General features: G+C 65.8%; 20 protein-coding genes. 4 read left to right on the plus strand and 16 right to left on the minus strand.

Annotated elements, in window-relative coordinates:
- The 7 genes from WAZ62_RS08030 to ccoN form a co-directional block, all read right to left on the minus strand.
- Window positions 1–1,879 (minus strand): heavy metal translocating P-type ATPase (locus tag WAZ62_RS08030; RefSeq protein WP_422642998.1); only part of this gene is annotated, 1,879 nt, incomplete at its 3' end.
- Entirely contained in the window at window positions 1,876–2,364 is a 489-nt protein-coding gene (locus tag WAZ62_RS08035) for a FixH family protein (RefSeq protein WP_422642999.1), read from the minus strand. The genes WAZ62_RS08030 and WAZ62_RS08035, both read right to left, overlap by 4 nt.
- Window positions 2,361–3,812 (minus strand): cytochrome c oxidase accessory protein CcoG, encoded by a 1,452-nt coding sequence (gene ccoG, locus WAZ62_RS08040; protein ID WP_422643000.1) that lies wholly within the window; start codon window positions 3,810–3,812, stop codon window positions 2,361–2,363. The genes WAZ62_RS08035 and ccoG overlap by 4 nt, the downstream gene beginning before the upstream one ends.
- 12 nt (window positions 3,813–3,824) lie before the next feature.
- On the minus strand, window positions 3,825–4,706 hold the full coding sequence (gene ccoP, locus WAZ62_RS08045) for a cytochrome-c oxidase, cbb3-type subunit III (protein WP_422643001.1): 882 nt from the start codon (window positions 4,704–4,706) through the stop codon (window positions 3,825–3,827).
- 2 nt (window positions 4,707–4,708) lie between these two features.
- Entirely contained in the window at window positions 4,709–4,882 is a 174-nt protein-coding gene (locus WAZ62_RS08050) for a cbb3-type cytochrome oxidase subunit 3 (RefSeq protein WP_422643002.1), read from the minus strand.
- Between the two features lie 18 nt (window positions 4,883–4,900).
- A complete protein-coding gene (ccoO, locus tag WAZ62_RS08055; RefSeq protein ID WP_422643003.1) occupies window positions 4,901–5,638 on the minus strand; it encodes a cytochrome-c oxidase, cbb3-type subunit II in 738 nt (245 codons plus the stop codon).
- An 11-nt stretch (window positions 5,639–5,649) separates the two neighbouring features.
- The gene (gene ccoN, locus WAZ62_RS08060) at window positions 5,650–7,122 is read right to left on the minus strand and encodes a cytochrome-c oxidase, cbb3-type subunit I (protein ID WP_422643004.1); all 1,473 of its coding nucleotides are present in this window, start codon (window positions 7,120–7,122) and stop codon (window positions 5,650–5,652) included.
- Window positions 7,123–7,471: 349 nt separating this feature from the next.
- Here ccoN and WAZ62_RS08065 point away from each other — a divergent pair, with 349 nt between their 5' ends.
- Complete coding sequence (locus WAZ62_RS08065; protein WP_422643005.1) at window positions 7,472–7,693, plus strand: hypothetical protein; 222 nt, start codon at window positions 7,472–7,474, stop codon at window positions 7,691–7,693.
- A 21-nt stretch (window positions 7,694–7,714) separates the two neighbouring features.
- Here the strand turns inward: WAZ62_RS08065 and WAZ62_RS08070 are convergent, their stop codons facing one another.
- Window positions 7,715–8,161: a hypothetical protein gene (locus tag WAZ62_RS08070; RefSeq protein ID WP_422643006.1), complete on the minus strand. Its 447-nt coding sequence runs from the start codon at window positions 8,159–8,161 to the stop codon at window positions 7,715–7,717.
- Between the two features lie 156 nt (window positions 8,162–8,317).
- Here WAZ62_RS08070 and ilvD point away from each other — a divergent pair, with 156 nt between their 5' ends.
- Both ilvD and WAZ62_RS08080 read left to right on the plus strand, forming a co-directional pair.
- Entirely contained in the window at window positions 8,318–10,165 is a 1,848-nt protein-coding gene (gene ilvD, locus WAZ62_RS08075) for a dihydroxy-acid dehydratase (RefSeq protein WP_422643007.1), read from the plus strand.
- A gap of 53 nt (window positions 10,166–10,218) precedes the next feature.
- The gene (locus tag WAZ62_RS08080) at window positions 10,219–10,740 is read left to right on the plus strand and encodes a cell wall hydrolase (protein ID WP_422643008.1); all 522 of its coding nucleotides are present in this window, start codon (window positions 10,219–10,221) and stop codon (window positions 10,738–10,740) included.
- Between the two features lie 37 nt (window positions 10,741–10,777).
- On the opposite strand, the gene WAZ62_RS08085 is transcribed toward WAZ62_RS08080, so the two are convergent.
- From WAZ62_RS08085 to WAZ62_RS08095, 3 genes are all read right to left on the minus strand, one after another.
- Window positions 10,778–11,818: an alpha/beta hydrolase gene (locus WAZ62_RS08085; protein WP_422643009.1), complete on the minus strand. Its 1,041-nt coding sequence runs from the start codon at window positions 11,816–11,818 to the stop codon at window positions 10,778–10,780.
- 113 nt (window positions 11,819–11,931) lie between these two features.
- Window positions 11,932–12,468, minus strand: coding sequence for an NUDIX hydrolase (locus WAZ62_RS08090; RefSeq protein ID WP_422643010.1), 537 nt, complete (start codon window positions 12,466–12,468; stop codon window positions 11,932–11,934).
- On the minus strand, window positions 12,465–13,736 hold the full coding sequence (locus WAZ62_RS08095; protein ID WP_422643011.1) for a PQQ-dependent sugar dehydrogenase: 1,272 nt from the start codon (window positions 13,734–13,736) through the stop codon (window positions 12,465–12,467). The genes WAZ62_RS08090 and WAZ62_RS08095 overlap by 4 nt, the downstream gene beginning before the upstream one ends.
- Between WAZ62_RS08095 and WAZ62_RS08100 the strand changes: the two genes are divergently transcribed.
- Window positions 13,710–14,135, plus strand: coding sequence for a hypothetical protein (locus WAZ62_RS08100; protein ID WP_422643012.1), 426 nt, complete (start codon window positions 13,710–13,712; stop codon window positions 14,133–14,135). The genes WAZ62_RS08095 and WAZ62_RS08100 overlap by 27 nt on opposite strands.
- A gap of 31 nt (window positions 14,136–14,166) precedes the next feature.
- Here the strand turns inward: WAZ62_RS08100 and WAZ62_RS08105 are convergent, their stop codons facing one another.
- The 5 genes from WAZ62_RS08105 to WAZ62_RS08125 all read right to left on the minus strand — a co-directional run bounded on the left by WAZ62_RS08105 (window position 14,167) and on the right by WAZ62_RS08125 (window position 23,891).
- Window positions 14,167–15,165 (minus strand): WD40/YVTN/BNR-like repeat-containing protein, encoded by a 999-nt coding sequence (locus WAZ62_RS08105; RefSeq protein ID WP_422643013.1) that lies wholly within the window; start codon window positions 15,163–15,165, stop codon window positions 14,167–14,169.
- 156 nt (window positions 15,166–15,321) lie between these two features.
- Complete coding sequence (locus WAZ62_RS08110) at window positions 15,322–17,571, minus strand: DUF1302 domain-containing protein (RefSeq protein ID WP_422643014.1); 2,250 nt, start codon at window positions 17,569–17,571, stop codon at window positions 15,322–15,324.
- Between the two features lie 279 nt (window positions 17,572–17,850).
- Window positions 17,851–19,224 carry a DUF1329 domain-containing protein gene (locus tag WAZ62_RS08115; RefSeq protein WP_422643015.1) on the minus strand — a complete coding sequence of 458 codons (1,374 nt, stop codon included), beginning with the start codon at window positions 19,222–19,224 and terminating at the stop codon, window positions 17,851–17,853.
- Between the two features lie 37 nt (window positions 19,225–19,261).
- Window positions 19,262–21,520 (minus strand): DUF1302 family protein, encoded by a 2,259-nt coding sequence (locus WAZ62_RS08120; RefSeq protein ID WP_422643016.1) that lies wholly within the window; start codon window positions 21,518–21,520, stop codon window positions 19,262–19,264.
- 349 nt (window positions 21,521–21,869) lie between these two features.
- Window positions 21,870–23,891, minus strand: coding sequence for a DUF1302 domain-containing protein (locus WAZ62_RS08125; protein WP_422643017.1), 2,022 nt, complete (start codon window positions 23,889–23,891; stop codon window positions 21,870–21,872).
- Window positions 23,892–24,091 lie beyond the last annotated feature (200 nt).

Here is a 24,091-nt window from a genome sequence, read left to right on the forward strand (position 1 = left end):
GCGCGTCGTTGATGCCGTCGCCGACCATCAGCACCCGCGCGCCTTCGGCCTTCAGGGCCTCGATCACCGCGACCTTCTCGGCCGGACGCTGGGCAGCGCGCCATTCGGGGATGCCGACGCTTTCCGCCAGCTGGGCGACGGCGGCCGGCCGGTCGCCCGACAGCAGGACAAGGCGGTAGCGCTTCGACAATTCGGCGACGACCCGGGCGGCATCGACCCGCGCCCGGTCGCGGAAGGCGAGGCGCAAGGGTGCCGGCCCAAAGCCGGCCAGCCACATTTCGCCATCGCCATCGTCGAATTCCGCGGCCTCGGGGGCGGCGAAACCGCGCCGGCCCAGGCGGATCATCCGGCCATCGAGAGTCGCCTCGAGGCCATCGCCCGGAAACTCGATCACCCCGGCAAGCGTCGGCGCGTCGGGCCGGGCCCGGCGCAGGGCCTGGGCCAGCGGATGGCGCGAGGCGGCGGCGAGACCCGACGCGAGGTCGAGCGCCGCGCCGGGCAGCGCCTTGTTCTCGACCAGTTCGGGACGGCCTTCGGTCAGCGTGCCGGTCTTGTCGAAGATGATCGTGTTGACGGTGGCGAGCCGCTCGAGCGCGGTCGCGTTCTTCAGCAGGATACCGCGCCGGAACAAGCGGCCGGACGAGGCGACCTGCACCGCCGGCACGGCGATCGCCAGGGCGCAGGGGCAGGTGATGATCAGCACGGCGACGGCGTGCAGCAGCGCCTCGGTCCAGGGCGCCGACATCGGCCACAGCCACCAGCCGACGAAAGTGATGGCGGCCAGGCTGTGCACCACGGGGGCATAGAGACGGGCGAGACGGTCGGCCAGCACGACATAGCGGGCGCGGCCCTGTTCCGCCGCCTCCATGCAGCGGACGATCTCGGCCAGCACCGTGTCGCCGCCGATCGCCCGGGCCTCGATGGTCAGGGGGTTGCCGGTGTTGATCGTGCCGGCGAAGACCTGATCGCCGACGCCGACGGTGGCGGGCACGCTTTCCCCGGTCAGGGTGCTGGTGTCGATGGCGGAGCGGCCGGCGAAGACCACGCCGTCGACCGGCAGGCGGCCCCCGGCGGCGACCAGCAGGTGATCGCCCGGCCGCACCGCCTCGATCGCGACGAGTTCCGCCCGGCCGTCATCGGTCAGGCGGGTGACCTCGGTCACCGCGAGCGACAGGAGATGCGCCGCCGCCTCGCGGGCGCGGCCCCGCGCCCGCTGGTCCAGATAGCGGCCGACCAGCAGCAGGAACACGAGGGATATCGCCGCGTCGTAATAGACATCGTCGGCGCCGATCACGGTCTGGACGACGCTCATGGCGGCGGCGAGAATGATGCCGATCGAGATCGGCACATCCATGTTCACGTGACCGCGACGCACGGCATTCCAGGCGGCGGTGAAGAAGGTCATGCCCGAATAGGCGATGGCCGGCAGGGCGATCAGGGCCTGCATCCATTGCATCAGCGCCTTGGTCGCCGGCCCCATGTCCGCGAACACGCCGGCCCAGACCGAAATCGCCAGCCACATGACGTTGCCGGCGGCGAAACCCGCGACCGCCATCGCCCGGAGCAGCTTGCGGTCATTCGACGCATCGGCGGAATTCAGCACACCGACATCGAAAGGCCGGGCGGTGAAGCCCATGTCGTCCAGCCGCTCGATGTAATCGGCGGCGCGCGCGGGCGAGCCTTTCCAGGCGAGAGCGAGGCGGCGGGTGGTGAAATTCACCCGGGCCGAGACGACGTCCGGGTCCTGCGCCAGGGTCCGCTCGATCCGCTGCACGCAGGCGGCGCAGTGAATGCCGTCGATCGCCAGCATGGTGCTGTTCACGCCCGCCTTGGTATCGACCGGCGGAATGACTCGGGGAAGGTCGGACGCGATGCTCATGGGATCACCACGGTCTCCAGCCGATCGAAGCGATCCTCGCCCCGATAGACGGTGATGGCGGCCTGCCACAGACCGGGCTCGGCCCCGGCGAGATCGGCGACGAAGCGCCCGTCGCCGGCCGAGGTGGTTTCGAGGACGCGGTCGAGGCGAATGTCACTGGTGCGCACCAGGCGCAGCCCGATGCGCTCGGCCGCCACCGGCTGCCCCTGCGCGTCGTCGACGACGACCGTCAGCCGCCCGCCGGCCACCGCGACCCGCAGTTTCCAGCCCAGCTGTGCCTGCCGCGCCTCGCGGGCCAGCAGGTCGTTGAAGGTCAGGCCGCGCTCGTAGGAATGCTCGACGACGAGACCGGTCTGGCTGTCGATGGCCGAGGTGATCATCACGATGTCGACCGCCGTGATGGTCAGGAAGAAGGCGACGAGCATCAGGGCGACCTTGCCGCCGGTCAGGCCGCGACGGGGGGCGGTCTCGCTGGCGATGGTCATTTCGAGGGTCCTTCGAAGCGGGTGGGGACCGAGACGCTGAGGCCCCGGGTCGGGTCGGCGACGGTGAAGTCGAAGTCGATCGGCTCGCCCTTCCAGTCCGCCGGGGGCAATTTGACGAAGGCGCGAACCGCGGCGACCGTGTCGGGCGCCACCTCGACCACCGGCGCGGTCTCGCCCTCGTGGCCGGGGATGACGATCTCGCCGCCGTCAAGGCCGGTGATCGCGATGGAAACCGACTGCGGGCTGTTGGTCTTGTTCAGCACCTTCACGGTGAAGCCGTTGCGCAGGTCGCCGTTCGACAGGCGGACATAGAGCGGATTGCGGTCGGCGATCACCGCCGCGTCGAGCGGCGCCCGGGCCAGCAGGCCATAAAGCACGCCAAGCCCCGCGACCCCGAAGACGGCGAGATATCCGATGGTGCGCAGGCGGAAGAAGTTCCACTTGCGCGGCTGGCCAGCCGCCATCAGCTCGACATTGCGTTCGGTGTCATAGGCGATCAGGCCATGGGGCAGGCCGACCTTGTCCATGATCGAATTGCAGGCGTCGACGCACAACCCGCAGGAGATGCAGCCCATCTGCAGGCCTTCGCGGATGTCGACGCCGGTCGGGCAGACCTCGACGCACTGGCGGCAGTCGATGCAGTGACCGCGGCCTTCCCAGCTCTCGCCCGCCTTGTGCTTGCCGCGCTTCTCGCCCCGGGCGGTGTGATAGGTGACCGCCAGCGTATCCTGGTCGAACATGGCCGACTGGAAACGGGCATAGGGGCACATGTACATGCAGACGTTTTCACGCGCGACGCCCGCCATCAGCCAGGTGGTGAAAGTCAGGAAGCCGACGGTCGCGTAAACCGCGAAACCCGCCTGCCCGGTGACGAACTGCGGCACCACCGTCGGCGCGTCGTTGAAATAGAGGATCCAGGCGCCGCCGGTCATCATGCCGATGAACAGCCAGGCGGCATGCTTGGCCAGGCGCTTGCCGAGCTTGGACAGGCTCAGCGGGGCCTTGTCGAGCTTGATGCGCTGGGCGCGATCACCCTCGATCCAGCGCTCGACGGTCATGAACAGATCGGTCCAGACCGTCTGCGGACAGGTGTAACCGCACCAGACCCGGCCGAGCATGGCGGTCACGGCGAACAGGCCGATGGCCGCCACGATCAGCAGCAGGGTGAGAATATAGACTTCCTGCGGCCAGATCTCGAACCACAGGAAATAGGCCTTGCGCCCGGGCAGGTCGATCAGGATGGCCTGATCGGGCGCGAAGGGGCCGCGGTCGAAGCGAAGCCACGGCACCCCCCAGTAAACCCCGAGGAGCACGGCCATGACCAGCCACTTCAGGTTCCGGATGGGACCCTTCACCTTCTTGGGCGTCACCTTCGGGCGATGCGACCAGACCGGAATATCGGCTTCGTCGATCGTCTGAGGCATGCGGGTGTTCACGGTCGTGCTCATCGTTTCTACTCTTTACTCGCCACCACCGAGGTCGTGGACATAGAGGACCAGCTTCTTGATCGCCAGGGGGTCGAGACGGCCGGCCCAGGCGGGCATCACGCCATGGCGCGGGTTCCAGATCTGCGCCGCGACGGCCTTGGGATCGCCGCTGTAGAGCCAGATCCCGTCGGTCAGATTGGGTCCGCCCAGCTCGCGCAGGCCAGCCCCGGTATCGCCATGGCAGGCGACGCAATTGTCGGCGAAGACGGCCTTGCCCCTGTCCGCCGCGGCGGCATCGGCCGGAGCCGTGCCCGACAGCGTCAGGACATAGGCCCCGACATCGTCGACCTGTTCACGGGTCAGCATGGCGTCCTTGCCGAAGGCCGGCATCTGCGATTGCCGGCTGTCGGCATCGACCGTCGAGCGCACGCCATGCTCGATCGTGGTCTGCAAGGTGGCATAGTCGCCGCCCCACACCCAGTCGTCGTCGAGCAGGTTGGGATAGCCGACGTTACCGGCGGCGCCCGAGCCATGGCACTGCGCGCAGTTCTCGCCGAACAGCGCCTTGCCGCCGGCGGTGGCGAAATGCATCAGCTCGGGATCGGCCGCGATCGCGGCATAGTCGAGCGCGGCCAGCTTGTCGTTCATCGGCGCCTGCGCCGCCTTGGCGGCCGCGATCTGTTCCGCGACATCGGCGCGGGTCGAGAAGCCGAGCACGCCCTTGGTATAGCCCGCGATATAGGGCCAGGCCGGATAGGCGACCCACCAACCCACGGCGAAGAGGAAGCAGACCGCGTAGGTCAGCACCCACCAGCGCGGCGGCGGCGTTTCCAGCTCGCCGATGCCATCCCAGGAATAGGGATGGATCGGGCTGCCCGTGACCGGGTCGATTTCATACTTGCGATTTTCGGCCATGATCAGATCTCCTTCGCACCATGGGCGGGCGCGTCCTCGAAGGGAATGCGCGCCGCGGCGTCATAGATGCGCTTGCCGCCGGGCCGGTAGGACCAGAGGACGAACGTGAGGAAGAGACCAAAGAAGATGAGGATGCCGATGATCCGGCTCCACACCAGGGCGTCGTAGTAATTCATGACGATCCTCCCCCGGTCTCAGCGGTTGAAGTCGGCGTCGGGCACGATCTTCGGGAAATCGACCAGCGTCCCCAGCATCTGGAGATAGGCGACGAGCGCGTCCATCTCGGTCAGCTGTTCGGGGTTGCCGTCGAAGTCGCGCGAAGCGGCCTTGGGCCAGCGGGCGTCGAATTCCGCCCCGGCGCCGTCGATGCTGCCCTGGGCCGCGAAATCGGTCGCCGCGCTGGCGATCTGTTCGTCGGTATAGGGCACGCCGGTCAGGCGCAGGGTCTTCAGGTGTTCCGCGATCTCGTCGCCGCTGATCGGGGTCGTCGCCAGGAAGGCATAGGACGGCATGACCGATTCAGGCACCACGCTCTGCGGGTGGATCAGGTGGCGGACCTGCCAGTCGTCGGAATATTTGTTGCCGACGCGGGCGAGGTCCGGCCCCGTGCGCTTGGAGCCCCACTGGAACGGATGGTCGTACATCGACTCGGCGGCAAGGCTGTAGGGGCCATAGCGGTCGACCTCGTCGCGGAACGGACGGATCTGCTGGCTGTGGCACAGGTAGCAGCCTTCGCGGATGTAGATGTTGCGCCCGGCGAGTTCGAGCGGGGTGTAGGGACGCATCCCTTCCACCTTCTCGATCGTGTTCTCGATCAGGAACAGGGGAGCGATCTCGACGAGACCACCCACCGAGACGGCTGCGACGATGCCGACCATCAGCTTGATGGAGTGCTTCTGCAGGACGTCGTGGATCGAATAGATGTTTGCCATGGTCTTGCTCCTCACTCGGCCGGCTGCAGGGCAGGCGTCGCGGGCTGGGCTTCCACGGGTTCACCCGCGGTTGCCGTCTTCCACAGGTTCCAGGCCATGATGACCGTGCCCGACAGGAAGCACAGGCCGCCGACGGCGCGGATCGCGTAGTAGGGATGCATGGCGGCGACGGTCTCGACGAAGCTGTACTGCAGGAAGCCGAGGCTGTCGTAGGCGCGCCACATCAGACCCTGCATGATACCGCTCGCCCACATCGCGGTGATGTAGAGAACGATGCCGATCGTGCCGAGCCAGAAGTGCAGGCGGATCGCCGGCTCGCTGTACATCGCCTTGCGGCCCCACAGGCGCGGGAACAGGTAGTAGAGCGCGCCGAAGGAAATGAAGGCGTTCCAGCCGAGGGCGCCCGAGTGCACATGGCCGACCGTCCAGTCGGTGTAATGCGACAGGCCGTTCACCGCGCGGATCGACATCAGCGGACCCTCGAAGGTCGACATGCCGTAGAAGGCGACGGCGACGACCATGAAGCGCAGGATGGGATCGGTGCGCAGGCGGTCCCAGCGGCCCGACACGGTCATGATGCCGTTCACCATCGAGGCCCAGCTCGGCATCCACAGGATGACCGAGAAGGTCATGCCCAGCATCTGCACCCAGTCGGGCAGCGCCGTGTAATGCAGGTGGTGGGGACCCGCCCAGATGTAGACGAAGATCAGCGACCAGAAGGAAATGATCGACAGGCGATAGGACCAGATCGGCCGTTCGGCCTGCTTCGGCACGAAGTAATACATCATGCCGAGGAAGCCGGCGGTCAGGAAGAAGCCCACCGCGTTATGGCCGTACCACCACTGGGTCATCGCATCCTGCACGCCCGAGAAGAGCGAGTAGCTCTTCGAGCCGAAGAACGAGACCGGGATCGCCAGGTTGTTCACGATGTGAAGCACGGCGATCGTGATGATGAAGGCGAGGAAGTACCAGAGCGACACATAGATGTGCGGCTCCTTGCGCTTCATGATCGTGCCGGCGAAGACAACCAGATAGGTCACCCAGACCACGGCGAGCCAGAGGTCGATATACCATTCGGGTTCGGCGTATTCCTTCGACTGGGACCCGCCCAGCACATAGGACAGCGCCGCCATCACGATGAAGGCCTGGTAGCCCCAGAACACGAATTCAGCGGCGAAACCACCGAACAGGCGGGCCCGGCAGGTGCGCTGCACGATGTAGAAGGAGGTGCCGATCAGCATCGATCCGCCGAAGGCGAAGATGACGCCCGACGTATGGACCGGCCGCAGCCGCCCGAAGCTGGTCCACGGCAAGCCGAGGTTCAGCGCGGGATAGGTCAGCTGGGCGGCGATGACGACGCCGACAAGCATCCCGACGACCGCCCAGAACACGGCCGCAATCATGAACCAGCGCACCACGTCGTCGCGGTAGGCGACGGGTGCGTCGGGCATGCGGCCCGGAGACAACGCAGTTGATATGGTCATGGTCTTGCCCCTCATTGGCGACCTTGCGAACTTTGACGGAATTTGGGCATAGGCGTGATCAGCCGCCTTGATCCAGATCACGTCCAGAACGCGAGGAGCAGAGTCGGCTTGCGACAAATCGCCGTTGGTGCGGCCGATCACCACCGTTCCGGCCCCGGCCGCCGAATGGCTCGCGTCGATTCAGGAAAAAAGGGATTAAGGCCATGGACTTTCTGGCCCTCGCCATGGCGCCAAGGGCATGGGGAGGCCGGCGGCGCGGCGGCGACAGCCGCGAAATGGACTTGATCCAGATCACGGCGCGGCGGCGGCGGCCCGCTATCATCCGGCCATTGCATCCCGGAGTTCGAGCATGAGCCTGCCGCATTTCTCCCACCTGACCGACCTTGACGCCACGGAGGCCCGGGGTGGCCTGATCGCGCCGGTGCTGATGGGTGTCGCCTTCCTGCTGATCGCCCTGTTCGGCGTCTTCCTCGCCGCCAAGTCGTCGGATCAGCTCGCCTATGTCGAAGGCTTCCTGTTCCTCGTCTTCGCCTTCCTGATGAGCATGCGCTATTACGGCAAGAAGATCTGACGCAGCCGCATCGGGCGGGGTTCAACCCCGCCGCAGCAGGCGCCAGCCGGCGATCCAGCCGGCCCCGACCAGCAGCAGAAGATAGGGGCTGATGCCGCCGGCCAGACCAAGGCCGGCGATCGCCCCGGGAATCAGGATCAGCGCGACGCCCAGCCGGTTGGCGGGGCGCTCGTAGCCGTTTCGCCCATTGCGCACGGACGACAGGATCGACAGCGCGATCCCCTCCGGGTCCGGACAGGCTTCGCCGTCGAGAGTCAGGCGGCGCAGGATATTGGCGAATTCGGCCGGGCCGCCGTCGGTGCGCAGGATGCGTCGGCAGATCAGGGTGGGATCATCCCCGTTCGCGGCGATGGCATCGTCCAGGGTGACCAGCCGATCCCCATCGCTGCCCAGCGGCCAGCGGACGAGGCGCTCGATCCTCGCCTCGAGGTCCAGGTCGCGCGGATCGGGGGCAACTTCATGCTCCACCGCAATCTCCCTGCCGGACTTGTCCCCTCATGACAGGACAGCTTGGCCGCCATGTCGAGACCCGACATGGGCAGAAGGCGGCAATTCGGTGATCGCGCTTGCGCGAGACGCCCAAGTGTTGCATTCCGACCAGCAGGAAAACGCCAGGGGATCATCATGCCCGCCTATCGCTCCCAGACTTCGACCCACGGCCGCAACATGGCCGGCGCCCGCGCCCTGTGGCGGGCCACCGGCGTGAAGGAAAAGGACTTCGGCAAGCCGATCATCGCCATCGCCAATTCCTTCACCCAGTTCGTGCCCGGCCATGTCCATCTGCAGGACCTCGGCCAGCTGGTCGCGCGGGAGATCGAAAAGGCCGGCGGCATCGCCAAGGAATTCAACACGATCGCCGTCGACGACGGCATCGCCATGGGCCACGACGGGATGCTCTACAGCCTGCCGTCGCGCGACATCATCGCGGATTCGGTCGAATACATGGTGAACGCCCATTGCGCCGACGCCCTCATCTGCATTTCCAACTGCGACAAGATCACCCCCGGCATGTTGATGGCGTCGCTGCGCCTGAACATCCCCACGATCTTCGTCTCCGGCGGGCCGATGGAGGCCGGCAAGGTGAAATGGAAGGGCAAGGAGCTGGCGGTCGACCTGATCGACGCCATGATCGCCGGCGCCGATCCCACGGTGAGCGACGAGGACAGCCTCGCCATGGAGCGCTCGGCCTGTCCGACCTGCGGTTCCTGCTCGGGCATGTTCACGGCCAATTCGATGAACTGCCTGACCGAGGCGCTGGGCCTCGCCCTGCCCGGCAATGGCACCATCGTCGCGACCCACGCCGACCGGCGCGAGCTGTTCCTGTGGGCCGGGCGCCTGATCGTCGATCTCGCCCGCTCCTATTACGAGGGTGAGGACGAGCGCGTCCTGCCGCGCTCGATCGCGACCTTCAAGGCGTTCGAGAACGCCATGACCCTCGATATCGCCATGGGCGGCTCGACCAATACCGTCCTGCATCTGCTGGCGGCCGCCTTCGAGGCCGGGGTCGATTTCACCATGAAGGACATCGACCATCTGTCGCGCAAGGTGCCGAACATCTGCAAGGTCGCCCCGGCCAAGCAGGACGTCCACATCGAGGACGTGCACCGCGCCGGCGGCATCCTCGGCATCCTGGCCGAACTCGACCGCGGCGGCCTCATCCACCGCGACACGCCGACCGTCCATGCCTCCAGCCTCGGCAAGGCGATCGACAAATGGGACGTGAAGGGCAAGCCGTCCGACGAGGTGCTGCACCTGTTCAGCGCCGCGCCCGGCGGCGTGCCGACCCAGGTCGCCTTCAGCCAGGACAAGCGCTTCCCCGATCTCGATCTCGACCGTTCGGCCGGCGTCATCCGCGACATCGACCATGCCTTCTCGAAGGATGGCGGCCTCGCGGTGCTCTACGGCAATATCGCGCTTGATGGCTGCATCGTGAAGACGGCGGGCGTCGATGCCTCGAACCTGACCTTCTCCGGCCCGGCCCGCATCTTCGAGAGCCAGGACGCCGCGGTCGAAGGCATCCTCGGCGACAAGGTGAAGGCGGGCGATGTCGTCATCGTGCGGTACGAGGGGCCGCGCGGCGGCCCCGGGATGCAGGAAATGCTCTATCCGACCACCTTCCTGAAGTCGAAGGGTCTAGGCAAGGCCTGCGCCCTCTTGACCGACGGCCGCTTCTCGGGCGGGACCTCGGGCCTCTCGATCGGCCATGCCAGCCCGGAAGCGGCGGAAGGCGGCGCCATCGGCCTGATCGAGGAAGACGACATCATCATCATCGACATTCCGAACCGGATCATCCGGGTCGATGTCTCGGACGAGGTGCTGGCCACCCGCCGCGCCGCCATGGAGGCGAAGGGCGCTGCCGCCTGGAAGCCGGAAGCCCCCCGCGCGCGCAAGGTCTCGGCCGCGCTGAAGGCCTATGCCGCCATGGTGACCAGCGCCGCCAAGGGCGCCGTCCGCGACGTCTCCAAGTTCTAGGAGTTGACGTCCCTCCCCCCTCCCTGTCAGTAAAGCCGGCAGGGAGGGCCGGAATGCGCCATATATTCGTCATCGCCGCCGCCTTGGCGGTCACCGGCTGCGTTGCCGGGTCCGAATCCGCCCATGTTCCGCCCACCGCCGTGGTGGCCGAAATCGCCCCCCCGCCGACGCCCGCGCCCGTCGTCGCCACGAACGATCGCGCCTGCCTGATCGCCGCCATGTTCTACGAGGCGGGCGGCGAAGGTGCGGAAGGACTCGCCGCCGTCGGCCATGTCGTCCTCAACCGGCTGGATGACCGGCCGCCGGGCACCACGCTCTGCGATGTCGTCTACGAGAAGGGCCAGTTCGGCTGGACCCGCAAGGTCGCCCGCACGGATGTCGCGGCCACCATCGGCACCAGCCAGCGCTGGCAGAACGCCGCGATCATGGCCGAAGCCGTGCTGACCGACACGGTGAAGGACCCGACCGGCGGTGCCCATTCCTTCTATTCGGTGCTGCAATACCGCAAGAAGCCGCGCTGGGCGAAGAACCTCGACAAGACGGTACGCATCGGCAACCACGTCTTCATGCGATGAGGCCGGTGGGGGCGGCCGGAAGCGCCCCCCTCCCCCTTCAGCCGAGCAGCCAGAAATTCGGTTTCTCCGCCCGGCCCTTGATCTCGGCATCCGAGGTCCCGGCGAGCACCTGCACCACGTCATCCCGGACGATCGTGTTGTTGCGATAATATTGATGCCCGGTCTCGTCGCGGGTCCAGGCGGCGGCGCCCGTCGCGTCCCAGATGATGGCGGGCGAGGCGTTGACCGTCACGACCTTGGGCGGCAGATCGGGGCCCTGCTCCGGGCCGGCCTTGCCCAGGCGATCGGGATTGCCCACGGCGACGTCGCTCGCCTTCAGCGCGAGATCCTGCCTGTTCAGATAAACCGTCGCGCGCCGGCAACCGCGCAGGATCGGCGACAGTTTCGCGCGGGCCGACAGGGCGTCGTCGTCCTCGTCGGCGGCGAACAGCACGACCTCCTCGAAGAGCGGCGGAATATTGTCGCCGACGAAGGTGCGCATGGACTGGACGGCGCCGCGCAGCGCCCAGGCCCCCATGCTGTGGGCGACCAGATGGAGACGGGAATTGCAGGCCTGCCCGCGCGGCGTCCCACGCACGAAGTCGACGGCCTTCAGGATGGCCCGGCCCAGCGCCGGCCCGGCCGCCGCAGCCCGATTGCGATCGTCGCGATAGGCCCCGGTCGAGACACCGGCGCCCCGGGACGGCCAGGCGAACAGGCAGACCGCCATGTCCCGTCCGCCGGCCGCCAGCCATTGCTGCAACTGGCAGGCCCGCGCCACGGAGTCCCGGAAGCTGTAATTATAGCCATGGATATAGATCAGGGCGTCCTTGCCGCTGTCGCGCAATTCGGCCTGAAGCCGGCCGAAGACCGCCGCGCTGCCCAGCCTGGAAGCGGCGGCGTTCTCGGCCGAGAGCCGCTCGGGCGCGACCTCGATCGTCGCCGACGCGGCGACATCGGCGATATCCCGCTTGAACAACTCCCGCCCCTCGCAGGTCGCGGTGCCGAAGCGCAATTCGTCGAGATTGTCGTGAAAGGCGTCGGAAAACTCGGCCCCGGGGGCCAGCTTGCGATTGGTCGCGAAATAGATCGTCGTCATCGTTTCCCCCCGGGCCTCGACCCGCGTTCCCGACGACATGATGCACGCGATAATTGTAGAAAAACAAGGTGGAACGCCATCGGCCGACCTCCGGGCGATAGCGGCTTCCGACCTCAGATCCCCGCCAGCCAGAGGCCGGCGGCCATCAGGATATTGGCGACCGGCAGGCGGCCGGCATGGATGGCGGCGCGCAGCTCCCCGCGCGACAGGGTGAGGAGTTCCGCCTCCTCGAGATCGCCGGAATCGGCGGGCGCCACCGGCACCGCGTCGCGGGCATGGAACAGATGGGCGGTGCAGCCGCCCATGTTGGCCATGGCGACATAGGACTGCATCAGGCGGAAGTCGGCGGCCCTGTAGCCCGTTTCTTCCAGCAGTTCGCGGCGGGCGGCGGTTTCCGGGTCCTCGCCGGGATCGATCATGCCGCCGGGTAGCGACAGGCAGGGCCCGCCGACACCATGGCGATATTGCTCCATCATCACGAGATCACCCGCCGGGGTCTCCGCGAGGATGATCACATAGGGCGCGACCTCGATCTGGTGATAATCCTCGACGATACGGCCATCCGGCAGCTCCAGCCGGTCGACATGGACGGCGAGCCAGGGCCGCTGTTCATAGACCGTGCGCCGGGCGAGGCGCTTCCACGGCTTCATGGCGTGCCCATATAGGAAATACGCCAGATCACATTGGCGACATCGTCGGCAACCAGCAGGGCGCCATCGGCGGCAACGGCGAGCCCCGCCGGCCGGCCCCAGACCTCGGCCCGCTTGCCCGCGCCCGCATCCCGGCGGAAACCATCGGCGAAGACCTGATAGGCATTGGCGACCGGCAGGCCCTGGTCGAAATCGACCCGGACCACCTGATAGCCCCGGGGCTGATTGGCGTTCCAGCTGCCATGCAGGGCGACGAAGGCATCGCCCCGATATTCGGGCGGAAACGCCGTGCCGGTGTAGAAGACAAGGCCGAGCGGCGCCGAATGGCTGCGGAACAGGACCTCGGGCATCCGGCTGGCGGCGACGAGATCAGGCCTCTTGTCGCCGTACCGGGGATCGGCATGGCCCATGTAGCCGTAAGGCCAGCCATGGAAGCCGCCCTCGACCACCGAAGCGAGATAATCGGGCACCAGATCGTCGCCAAGACCGTCGCGCTCGTTCACGACCGTCCACAGGGTGCCGGTTTCGGGATTGACCGCGAGGCCGACCGGATTGCGCAGCCCGCTGGCGAAGGTCGTGCCGGCCCCGCCGCTGGCGGCGAAGCGCTGGATGGTGGCGCGGGGCGCCGCGTCCTCGGCGATATTGCTTTCACTGCCGATGGCGACGAAGAGAGCGGCGCCATCGGCCGAAAAGGCGATGTTCCGGGTCCAGTGGCCGCCGGTATCGCCGAAAGCACCTTCGGCGGTGACGCGGCGCGGCTTGCCCCCGGCCCCACCGGCATAATCGACCTGCCAGACCCCGTAGGCATCGCCAACGAAGAGCTGGTCGGCCCTGAAAGCCAGGCCATGCGGCAGGTCGAGACCGGTGACGATATCCGATTTCCGGTCCGCCTTGCCGTCGCCATCGGCATCGACGAGGCGGGTGACCACGCCGGGCCTTGGCTGAGCCAGCAGGACGGCACCGTCCGGCGCGACCACGAGGGCCCGCGCATGCTCGAAACCCTCGGCGAAGACCGAGGCCTGGAAGCCGGGCGGGACCTGCGGCAGGGCGCCCGCCGGCCGCTCGATCTCGCGCGGGGCGTTATAGGCGCTGGGGCTCGCGTAGGGCGGCGGCAGTCCGGCCGGATCGACCGTCTCGATCCGCCCGACCTCGGCCGCAGCGGCCACGGCCGTTGCCGGCATCAGCAGGATCAGGCCCAGACGAAAAGAAGACCTTAACCTTCCACCGCCATAGTCGCGCTCATGCCCTGCCGCCTTCATCGCCGCCATGTCCTGTCCCTCGCCATCGGCGCGGCCTTCGCCGCCTGCGTGACCACGGCCGCGCGGGCCGAAGCCTCGCGCGATGGTGTCGATATCATCGGCACCGTCGTCATTCTGGCGCCATTCAATGTCAGCGTGGTGCGCAAAGGCAAGGTCCGGGCGATCATGACCGTGGTCGCCAATCTCGATGTCGGGGATGGCCCCTTGCGGGAGCGGATCGCGCGGGAGGTCCCGCTGGTCCGGGATTCCTACCTGCGCTACCTCGATCCCTATGTCGACCAGCTGGACATGAAGACGTCGCTGGACGTGCCGCGCCTGACCCGGTTGCTGCAGAAGGCGACCGATGGCCTCTATGGCGCGGGCCAGGCCTCCGTGCTGATCACCCACGCCACCATGCGCAGGATGTGACGGCCGGGCGCCGGCCCGGCCCGTCAGCGGATCAGTTGGTCAGGGTTTCGACGGACAGCGAACCGTCCACGCCCGCCTCGCCGAACAGCAGCACCTGGCCATCGGCGAGTTGCAGGGCGGCGGTGACACCGGTCCGCTCGCTGCGCTTCAGCGGCTTGAAGCTGGCGCCCTTGTCGGCCGAAACCAGCACCGTGCCCTCGAGACCGACGAGGATCACCCGACCGTCCTTCAGCTCGATACCGGACTGGACCGAGGCGATGGTGTCGGTCGTCGCCTGGGTCCAGGTCGCGCCCTGATCGGCGGTGCGCCAGACATTGCCGCGCAGGCCCATGGCGAGGACCGAGCCGTCCGACAGCGGCAGCACATTCCAGAACGAGCCCGAATAGGGCGTCTCGATATCCTGAACCTGCGACAGGCCGCCATCGGTCACGAAGACATGACCGGCCTCGCCCGCGATCCAGATCTTGCCGTCCTTCGCCGTCGCGATGGCGTTCAGATGCAGGTCGAGATCGCCGAGGGGCTTGCGCACCCAGGTCTTGCCGCCATCGCTGGTGGTCATCATCAGGGCATAGGCGCCGACGGCGAAACCGTTCTGGGCATCATTCATATGGATATCGAACAGCGGGGTCTCGCCCGCCGGATCATATTGCACAATCGCCCAGGTCTTGCCGCCGTCTTCCGTGCGCAGGATGACCGCGTCGTGACCGCTGGCGAAGCCCAGCTTGTCATCGACGAAACGCACCGCGGTCAGGGTGACGTTAACCGGCGTCGGCATCTGGTTCCAGGTCTTGCCCTGATCCTCGGAAATCAGCACATGGCCCCAGGCGCCGACCGCGACCAGCCTATCCCCGACCATGGTCACCGCGTTGATCAGGGTTTCCGCCGCCAGAGGCTCCATCCGGGCCGGGAACGGGTCCATGTTGTCCCCGCCGCCCGCGTTTTCCTGCGCGATAGCGGGCACGCCCGCCAGCGACGCCAACAGAAACGCCGGCGCGACCAGACGGCGCAGCAGGACGGAGGATTCGGACATCAGACTCTCCCCAGACAATTGGTTTTCTTTTGATCTCTGGCTTCTAGCGCGAACTGACAGATAATTCAACGCACCACCACGGCCGGCGGCGAAGGGCGCGGCGGAATCCCGCGCCCTTCCCCCCCGTCTGCCGCGACCCTGGAGACGGCCGGGCCGCTAGAAGACGTAGGAAACGCTGAAGCCGACGAAATCGCGGTCGATATAGGCGTTGCGCGCCCCCCCGGCACCGCCGCCGCCGCCCCAGCTCTTGAAGTAATTCACGTTGAGCGCCCAGTTGTTCAGATAGTCGAACTTCACGCCGAAATTCATCGAGGTCACCGATTTGGTGAAGCCCGGATTGGGCGCTGGCGTGGTGCCGAACAAGCCATGGGAAAAGCCGATCGACGGCGTCATGGTCACGCCGCTGAAGATGTTCGGATAATCCCAGAAGAACAGGCCCTGCACGCCGCCCGACCAGCGGGTCGGCTCCTTGCCGGTTTCCGGGAACATCGGCCCGAGGCTGGTGGCGTCGATGGGATCGATGACGGACGCCGGCCCCAGCGAGAGCGACCGGGTGCGAAAGCCCGAGAAGCCGTTCTGGCCATAGGACGCATATTGCGTGCCCTTGTTGAGATCGATGTAGAGCGCGCCGAATTCCACGAGGGCGAAGAGCTGATTGGCGCCCAGCAGGCTGGTGAGGAAATCCGTGCCGCCGCGGATCTGGGTGAAGCGGATCGCCGCCTGCCAGACATCATGCCGCTCGTCTAGGGTGAGCGTCCGGCCGGGGCGAAAATCATTGTCGAACTGCTGGAATTCGGTATCGAGCAGCGGCGCGATGCCCGGATTGCGGATGCCGAGCGGGGTCGGCGCCTTGGTCGCCTGATCGATCGGCACGCCGCCCGCGCCGTCATAGACACCGGCGAGGAAGGCAGGTTCCGAAAGCCATACCGGGGCATTGTGCTTGTAGCTGATCTCGGCATTGATCGCGACGGCGAGCGGGTCGTAGGTCGTGTTGAACGCGAAGCCGAGCATGTCGATATCTTCGGGATAATACATGTAGAGATTGCCGCGCTCGAGATTCTCGAGGACGACCGACCTCGGCGCCGTGCCATAGGGCGGGTCGACCAGCTGGGACGTGATCGGTCCCGTCAGGGCCCCCGCCAGATCCGAGATCGGCCCGCCGAGCAATGTCGACAGGGCGGAACTCAGGGCATCGAGCTGGCCCTGGGCGACCGTGTCGAGAAGATCGTCGACCAGCGGCGCGGGCAGCGCGGCCAGGTTCAGCTCGCCCGTGCCGGCGGCGTAATTCTGCGGCGCCTCCGCCTTCAGGGACGGCAGGCGCGAGGTGTAATTGACGTAATAGAACTGGAATTCCGTATTGTTCAGCTCGGGCGAGAAGTAACGCAGGGCGAGGCCCCAGTCGTTCACATCCGGATCGTCCAGCATCGTGATCGGGCCGTTGGCCGCCAGCATGACGCTGTTGGGATCGTCGTAATCCGTGGGGTTCATGCCGGTGCCCGAGGTATAGGACCGGCTGTCCATCGGGTCGGTGAAGCTGGACGAGTATTTCACCCCGTCGCAGAAATTGTCGGTGAACGAAAAGAAACTGCCGCAGGCGTCGAGCTTGTAAGGCTCGAAATCGAGCTGATAGAACCCCTCGACCGACAGGCCATCGGCCAGTTCGTAACCGGCCGAGATCATCGGCACCGGAATCAGCGCGTCCTTCAGTTCGGCGCCTGGCGTGCGGATCTTGCTGGCATCGATCGGATTGATGACCGAGATGCCGTTGATGGTGAACAGCGCCTCGCCCCAGTTCAGGATCTGGCTGCCGACCTTAACCGACAGATTGCGGCCAAGGACGTCGAAATTGCCGCCGATGTAGTAATCGAGGATCTTGGCGTCCCAGTCGGCCCGGTTGTCGGCCCCCTCGGGGTAGCGGCCCGAGGTGAAGCGCCGCTCCTCCGGCATCCAGTCGGCCAGTTCATTGTTGGCGGCGATCGAATCGTAGAAGGCGACGCCACGGGTGAAGAGGAAGAAGTTCTTCCATTTCAGGCTCAGCTCGGCCGAAGCCTGGCTGATCTGGCTGATGGCGTCGTATTTGTCGAAATTCAGGTTGCCGTCATCGTTGCCGGCGGAAATCAGCCCGCCGGTGGTGCCCTGCTGCGACTCGGGCCGATTGTAATAGCCGTAATTCCGCGGGTCGCGATCGGCCATGCGGAACTGGGCGCCGCTCGACAGCGAGACGATGACCGAGCCGCTGATTTCGTCGGTGACATCGAAGTCATAGGCATAGGCCGAAGCCCCGAGGCCAGCAAAGAGGGCGGCGGCGGCCGAAGCGGTGCCAAGACGCCGACCGAATTGACCAAAGACCGTACGTGACGCGGACGCGCAGGCACGAACCGTTGCGCGACGTGGCGCAATGCTCATTTTTATTCCCCCCTGTGGCGTGACCCCGGCCGTTGTATCGGCCGACATCCGCTTCCTCCGTTTCCCTGTGTCGCCCCTGTGCCTTGTACCGGCGTTTCGTGGCGTACACGGCCGTCGTTCCCTTGGCCGATCTGTGGCGGCTTTCGACGGATAGTTTGTCAGTGGATTGAAGCGCTGGCCCGCCGCGATAGAAAGGGGCCGTTTTCCCCAAATCGGGGTAGATCAAAAGAAAAGGGCGCAGCCTCGGCTGCGCCCTTCCCCAAAAGTGGTGTCAATCGGTCAGCGCGTGCCGAGGCGACGGATCGCGTCCGGCGTGAACTGGTTCGGATCGACGTCCTGGGCATTCAGGTTGAACTGCTTTTCCTCGTTCTTCAGGGCGAAGACGATGTAGCGGCCGGACTGCAGGTCGTAGGTCACTTCGACGGCCGACGAGCACAGGGGCAGTTCATAGGCGTTGGAGATCGGGCCTTCCTGGAAGCGCCAGAGCTGCTGGCGGCTGTCGTAAAGATCGACCTGGGCGATGTTCCAGCTGTCCTCGTCGAGATAGAAGGTGCGGCGGCCGAAGACGTGGCGGGTGCCTTCCTTCAGCTTGGCGTCGACGACCCAGACGCGGTGCAGTTCATAGCGGCCGTATTCCGGGTTCAGCGTGTTCGGGGTCAGCAGGTCCTTGTAGGGAACATCGACCGCGTAGTTGTTGTAGCCGATGTACAGCTCCTTCTTCGGCAGAAGCTCGAAGTTGTAGCGGTCGGTCGCGCCGTTATACATGTCGAACTGGTCGGTCGTCGCCAGGCCGTCGGTGTTGTACAGCGGGTTGTCGTAGGCGAGTTCCGGGGCGCGCAGGACGCGGCGGGTGCCGGGGTTGTAGACCCAGGCCTGGCGCGGCATGTCCTTGGCGTTGATCGTGTCATGCACCAGGACGACGCTGCCGGCGAGGCGGGCGGGCGAGGTGGTGATGTTGATGTAGGAAATGCCGATGTTGTTCAGCTGCTTGATGTCGCTGACGTCGCCGACCGTGGCGAGGCCCGGGCCGTTGTAGTGCAGGATGCCGAAATCTTCGTTCTTGAAGATCGTGTAGGAGCCGTCGCGGTTCACCGCGGCCGAGGCGAAATAGCGGCGGAACTTGAAGCCGCGATAACGCAGGCGGTGGTTCCAGATCGCCTCGACGCCATTGGTCGGGATCGGGAACGGGTTGCCCAGCAGGGCGTCGTTCAGGCCGTTCTGGTCCTCGGTCAGGGTCGCCGTGGCGGCGTTGCGCTTGTTCGCCTCGTAGACGCGCTCCGGCAGCGAGCAGGTGCGGCGGGTCTCGAAGACCTTGAGATTCGAGGTCGGATAGAGCTTCAGCATGGCGATGGCGCCGACCGACAGCTTGTCTTTGTACTGATCGACGTTCTTGCCGTCGATCACGAACTTGACCTTGTCGCCCGCGAACGGATCGACATATTTGCCGCCCGGCTTGTAGCCGGCCGGCGGGGTGGTGAGGCCGCCAGCCCACGCGGGGATGGAGCCATCGGCATTGCCGGCCTTGACCGCGCCCATGGGGGTCAGGTCCTTGCCGAGGCGATCGACCTCGGACTGGGGCACCTTGGCGAAGGCCGACGTGGCGGCGATGCCCGCCAGCAGCAAGCCGGCGAAGGCGGCCGTTGCGCGTTTCATTCTTGTCTCCTCCTGGGAAAGCGTGAGGCGCTTTTTCTTAGAACTGGTAGTTGAAGGTCAAGCCGACGAAATCACGGTCGATATACGGGTTACGCGACCCTGCCGCACCATCGCCCCCACCCCAACTCTTGTAGTAGTTGAGGATGACCGAGGTGTTGCCCAGATACTCCGCCTTGAGCTGCAGGTTTACCGAGTGGACGCCCTTGGTGAAGCCCGGGTGCGGCGACGGCGTGGTGCCGAACAGACCGGACGAGAAGCCGATGGCGGGCGTAAGCGTGACACCCGTCAAAATGTCCGGGTAATCCCAGAAGATCAAGCCCTGGACACCGCCGGACCAGCGCGTCGGTGCCTTGCCCGTCTCGGGGAAGTAGAATCCATAGTCGCCATAGGCCGGCAACTCGGTCGCCATCAGCGGCGGCACCACGGTGAGGCCGGCGACATTGAGCGGCGAGGTGCCGAAGCCCGAATAGCCGAACTGGCCGTAGGATGCGTATTTCACATCCTTGTCGAGATCGAAATAGAGCGCGCCGAACTCGACGAGGGCGGTGACCGAGGACGCGCCCAGAAGGCTGGTCAGCGTGTCGGTCGAGGCGAAGAGCTTGGTGAAGCGCATCGACGCCAGCCACATGTCCTGCCGCTTGTCGAGATAGACCGTGTTGGGGCCGCTCGACGACAGGCTCGGCGTCTCGCTGCCGGGCACGTTCACGATGGGGGCGATGCCGGGGTTTTCCGCCGGAAGGCCCAGCACGGTGATCGGCGCGTTGGTCACGGGATCGATCGGCACGCCGCCCGCGGCATTATAGGTCGAGACGACGAAATTCGTCTCCGAGATGAACACGGGCACGTTGTGCTTGTAGGAAACCTCGAAATTGATCGCGAGGCCGGTCCATTCCTCGAGCGTGTTGAAGGCGAAGCCGACCATGTCGATGCCGGACGGATAATATTTGTGCAGGACCGTGTTGTTCAGATTTTCCAGCACGGACGAGCGCGGATAGGTGCCATAGACCCCGCCCGCGCCATTGTCGATCAGCGCGTCGACCAGCGGCTGGGCCAACGGATCGGCCAGCGCCGCGACGACATCGGCGACGGAATTGCCGACCGGGGAGTTCAGCAGGCCGCTCAGGGTGCTGACCAGACCGTCGAGCTGGTCGACGCCAAGACCGTTCAGCACGCCGCCGAGGAGAGCCGGCGTGTTGGTCACCAGTTCGGTGCCGCTGACCTGGCCGGTGCCCGGCGCGTCATGGGGCACCACGGCCTTGATCGACGGCAGCCGGCTGGTATAGCGCATGTAGTAGAACTGGAATTCGGTGTTGTTCAGCTCGGGCACCAGGGCGCGCAGGGCCACACCCCAGTCGTTGACCGAACTGGGCTTGTCGTCCTGCAGGCGCATGTTGACGGAATAGAGATCCGGCCCGCCGACCGAAGCCGGCACGTCGAAAGCGGTCGTCGACTGGCCGGTGCCCGCGTTGTAGGAGCGGCTGTCGCCATAGTCGGTCAGGACCGAAACGCCTTCGGCGCCATCGCACAGGGCATCGGTGAAGGAGAAATAGCTGCCGCAGGCTTCCAGCTTGAAGGGCTCGAAACCCCACTGGTAGAAAGCCTCGAGCGAGACGCCCTGGAACAGGTCGATCGAGTTCGAGATCATCGGCACCGGGATCAGCGCGTCACGCAGTTCGGCGCCAGGCACCCGGATCTTCGAGACGTTGATCGGATTGATCACCGAGATGCCGCCGATGGTGAACAGGGCTTCACCCCAGTTCAGCACCTGGTTGCCGATCTTCACGACGCCATAGCGATCGCCGAACTGGTAATTGTAGCCGACCAGATAATCCAGCATCTGCGCGTCGTAGCGCGCGTTTTCCTGGGCTTTCGGATTGTACTGGCCGCGGTAGGGCCGCTCCTCCGGCCCGTTCTCGGCCAGATCGTTGAAATCGGCCACGGAATCATAGAAAGCGGTGCCCCGGGCGTAGAGGAAGAAGTCCTTCCACTTCAGGCTCAGCTCGGACGAGATCGTCGAGATCTGCGAGAAGACGTCGTATTTGTCGAAATTCAGATTGCCGTCGTCGGTGCTGGCCGAATGGCCGGTGCCGCCGTTGTAAAGGCCGACATTGCGCGGATCGCGATCGGCCACCCGCATCTGGAAGCCCGTCGACAGGGACGTGATGATGGAGCCCGAAACCTCGTCGCTCAGGTCGAATTCATAAGCGAAGGCCGGCACCGCGACACCGAGCGCGGCGATCGCCGTCATCGCCAGGGGCATCGCCCGGCGGCGCTTGCCCGCGAATGGTGGCGTCATTTTTTTTGATGCATACGAGGACGCAATCCGCCCCTCGGCTGCACCGCGAATGGCGGTACGCATGACCTCGGCTCCCCTCCAACACGCAACTGCCCGGCACCTTGCTGTGGCTTGGAGCCATCAATCCCGGGCACGGCGCCTGCTTCATTTTCGTCAGGCCTTTTCGTTTACGCATAGGGAGGGGGGCTTGTCCCGACAAAATGAATCCGCCCGGCGGTCTAATGTCCCCGATCCGGTTATACCGCCCCGGCGCGGAGCCGGCGGCGCCGGAAATGATAATCGGCGTCATTTTTTAACCAGATAGTTGTCCTGACGATTTCGGGGGCCGAATCCGGCCCTCTCCGCCGGGTCAGAAGACGCAGGACACGGTCACGCCGAAGAAGTCGCGATCGATATAGGGATTGCGCGAACCGCCCCCGCCGCCCCCGGCGCCCCAGCTCTTGAAATAGGCGAGCTGGAGCGAATAGGTCCCCAGATAGTCGGCCTTGAGACCGACGAACATCGAGTTCAGGCTTTTGGTGAAACCGGGATTGGGGGCGGGCGTCACGCCGAACAGGCCGGTCGAGAACGCGACGAAGGGCGTGAGATTGACGCCCGAGCCAAAGGCATCGGGATAATCGGCGAAAAACAGGCCCTGAACCCCGCCCGACCATTGGGTGGGCGGCTTCCAGGTCGAGGGAATGCGCGGATCGCCCTGGGCCGGCAGATCGAGGGACGGAATGACTTCCACCCCCGGCACGAGCGCCAGCGGCCTTGTCCTGAAGCCGGAAAAACCATTCTGGCCATAGGCGGCATAGTCGTAGGGGCCGTCGGGATCGATGTCGATATGGATCGCCGCCGCCTCGACCAGCACGGTCGCGGCATTGGCGCCGAGCAGGGAGACCAGCCAGTGGGTGGTGGGCAGGATCTTGGTCACCCGCAGGTTGGCGTTCCACATGTCGTGGGGCTCGTCCAGCTTCAGGCGGACCGGCCCCTGCGGATCATCGTCATAGGGATAGCCGGTATCGACATAGGGCGAAAAGCCGAGGGCCTCGCCCGCCAGCAGGGGATTGCCGCCGGCGTAATTGTAGACGGTGAAGGTCAGGGTCGGCTCGGAAATCCAGACCGGCACATTGTGCTTCCAGGAAATCTCGCCATTGAGGGCGACCCCCAGACTGTCCAGCGTCGTGTTGAACGACATGCCGACCAGCTGGACATCATCGGGATAGTAGAGGGTCAGGCTGCCGTGATCGAGATTGTCGAGGACGGTGGAACGCGGCCGCGTGCCGAAAGCCTCCCCCAGATAGGGCACGCCGTTGATCGTGCCGGTCTGCGGATTGCGGTAGTCGGCGAAGACCCGGATGGACGGCAGGCGGCTTTGATAGTTGATGTAATAGAGGCCGAATTCGGTATTGTTCAATTCCGGCGAATAGTAACGCAGCGCGACACCCCAGTCGGTGCCCGAGGCATCGTCGTCGATGGGCAGGTCGGCCGAGATGCCGTCATAGGACGCGAAATCGTCATCGGGATCGTTCCGGCCCTTGTAATAGGACCGCGTGTCCTGGAAATCGGTGCCGACGCCGACGCCCAGGGTGCCGTCGCAGAACGTGTCCGTCGCCGAGAAGAAACTGCCGCAGGCTTCCAGCTTGTAGGGCTTGAAGTCGAAGGCGACGAAACCTTCCGCCGAAAAGCCGCCGCCGAAATCATAACCCGCCCAGGCCATGGGGATGGGAATGAGGGCGTCACGCAGCTCCGCGCCGGGGACGCGAATGCGCGCGACATCGATCGGATTGATCACCGAGATCGCGTTGATGGTGAACAGGGCCTCGCCCCAGTTCAGCACCTGGCTCCCCACCCGGACCGACAGATTGTGATCGAAGAGGTCGAAATTGCCCGAGACGTAATAATCGAGCATCCTTGCGTCGTAACGGGCCTTCTCCTGGCCCTCCATCGAATATTCGCCGCGCCATTTCCGCGCCTCGGGGCCATTGTCGGCGAGGTCGTTGTTGTCGGCGATGTAATCATAGAAGGCCGTGCCCCGGACATAGAGGCCATAGTTTTGCCAGCGCAGGTTCACCTCGCTGGTGACCGTGCCGATCAGGGTCAGCAGGTCGTATTTGTCGAAATTCAGATCGCCGTCGTCATTGCCGGCGGTCGGGCTGGCGCCGCCATTGGCATGGCCGTAATTGCGCGGGTCGCGATCCGCCATGCGGATCTGGGTGCCGACGGACAGCGCCGTGATGATGCTGCCCGAAACCTCGCCCCATTCGACATCGACCGCCCGGGCGAGGCCCGCCGACACAAGGGCGCCCCCCAGCGCCGCGATGGAAACCGTTTGCAGCAGCCAGCGCCCCCGGCGCCGGGCGTTCTGTCGCACCAGCATACGCCGCATTCCCCCCTTGTTTCGCGGCGCCGGCATTCTGGCCACGGGAGAGGTTCCCCCCCCCTTGCCCGGCCGCCGCGCCGCTCGCGAGTTTTCTCGCTTGTGGTGAGAATTCTTTCACAGGGCGCGGCGGATTGTCGCGCGGGGATGGCGCCGGTTTCCGGGCAATAGGGACCAATGCGGCAGCATTCCGCGCGCAACAAAAAGGG

The sequence above is a fragment of the Zavarzinia sp. genome, from assembly GCF_049306435.1.
Classification (GTDB): Bacteria; Pseudomonadota; Alphaproteobacteria; order Zavarziniales; family Zavarziniaceae; genus Zavarzinia.

Bases quoted from the DNA above. Each gene is read 5' to 3' on its own strand.
- WAZ62_RS08035 (WP_422642999.1), bottom strand. From the start codon at position 2,364: ATGACCATCGCCAGCGAGACCGCCCCCCGTCGCGGCCTGACCGGCGGC.
- ccoG (WP_422643000.1), bottom strand. From the start codon at position 3,812: ATGAGCACGACCGTGAACACCCGCATGCCTCAGACGATCGACGAAGCC.
- ccoP (WP_422643001.1), bottom strand. From the start codon at position 4,706: ATGGCCGAAAATCGCAAGTATGAAATCGACCCGGTCACGGGCAGCCCG.
- WAZ62_RS08050 (WP_422643002.1), bottom strand. From the start codon at position 4,882: ATGAATTACTACGACGCCCTGGTGTGGAGCCGGATCATCGGCATCCTC.
- ccoO (WP_422643003.1), bottom strand. From the start codon at position 5,638: ATGGCAAACATCTATTCGATCCACGACGTCCTGCAGAAGCACTCCATC.
- ccoN (WP_422643004.1), bottom strand. From the start codon at position 7,122: ATGACCATATCAACTGCGTTGTCTCCGGGCCGCATGCCCGACGCACCC.
- WAZ62_RS08065 (WP_422643005.1), top strand. From the start codon at position 7,472: ATGAGCCTGCCGCATTTCTCCCACCTGACCGACCTTGACGCCACGGAG.
- ilvD (WP_422643007.1), top strand. From the start codon at position 8,318: ATGCCCGCCTATCGCTCCCAGACTTCGACCCACGGCCGCAACATGGCC.
- WAZ62_RS08080 (WP_422643008.1), top strand. From the start codon at position 10,219: ATGCGCCATATATTCGTCATCGCCGCCGCCTTGGCGGTCACCGGCTGC.
- WAZ62_RS08085 (WP_422643009.1), bottom strand. From the start codon at position 11,818: ATGACGACGATCTATTTCGCGACCAATCGCAAGCTGGCCCCCGGGGCC.
- WAZ62_RS08090 (WP_422643010.1), bottom strand. From the start codon at position 12,468: ATGAAGCCGTGGAAGCGCCTCGCCCGGCGCACGGTCTATGAACAGCGG.
- WAZ62_RS08100 (WP_422643012.1), top strand. From the start codon at position 13,710: ATGCCCTGCCGCCTTCATCGCCGCCATGTCCTGTCCCTCGCCATCGGC.
- WAZ62_RS08095 (WP_422643011.1), bottom strand. From the start codon at position 13,736: ATGGCGGCGATGAAGGCGGCAGGGCATGAGCGCGACTATGGCGGTGGA.
- WAZ62_RS08105 (WP_422643013.1), bottom strand. From the start codon at position 15,165: ATGTCCGAATCCTCCGTCCTGCTGCGCCGTCTGGTCGCGCCGGCGTTT.
- WAZ62_RS08110 (WP_422643014.1), bottom strand. From the start codon at position 17,571: ATGAGCATTGCGCCACGTCGCGCAACGGTTCGTGCCTGCGCGTCCGCG.
- WAZ62_RS08115 (WP_422643015.1), bottom strand. From the start codon at position 19,224: ATGAAACGCGCAACGGCCGCCTTCGCCGGCTTGCTGCTGGCGGGCATC.
- WAZ62_RS08120 (WP_422643016.1), bottom strand. From the start codon at position 21,520: ATGACGCCACCATTCGCGGGCAAGCGCCGCCGGGCGATGCCCCTGGCG.
- WAZ62_RS08125 (WP_422643017.1), bottom strand. From the start codon at position 23,891: ATGCGGCGTATGCTGGTGCGACAGAACGCCCGGCGCCGGGGGCGCTGG.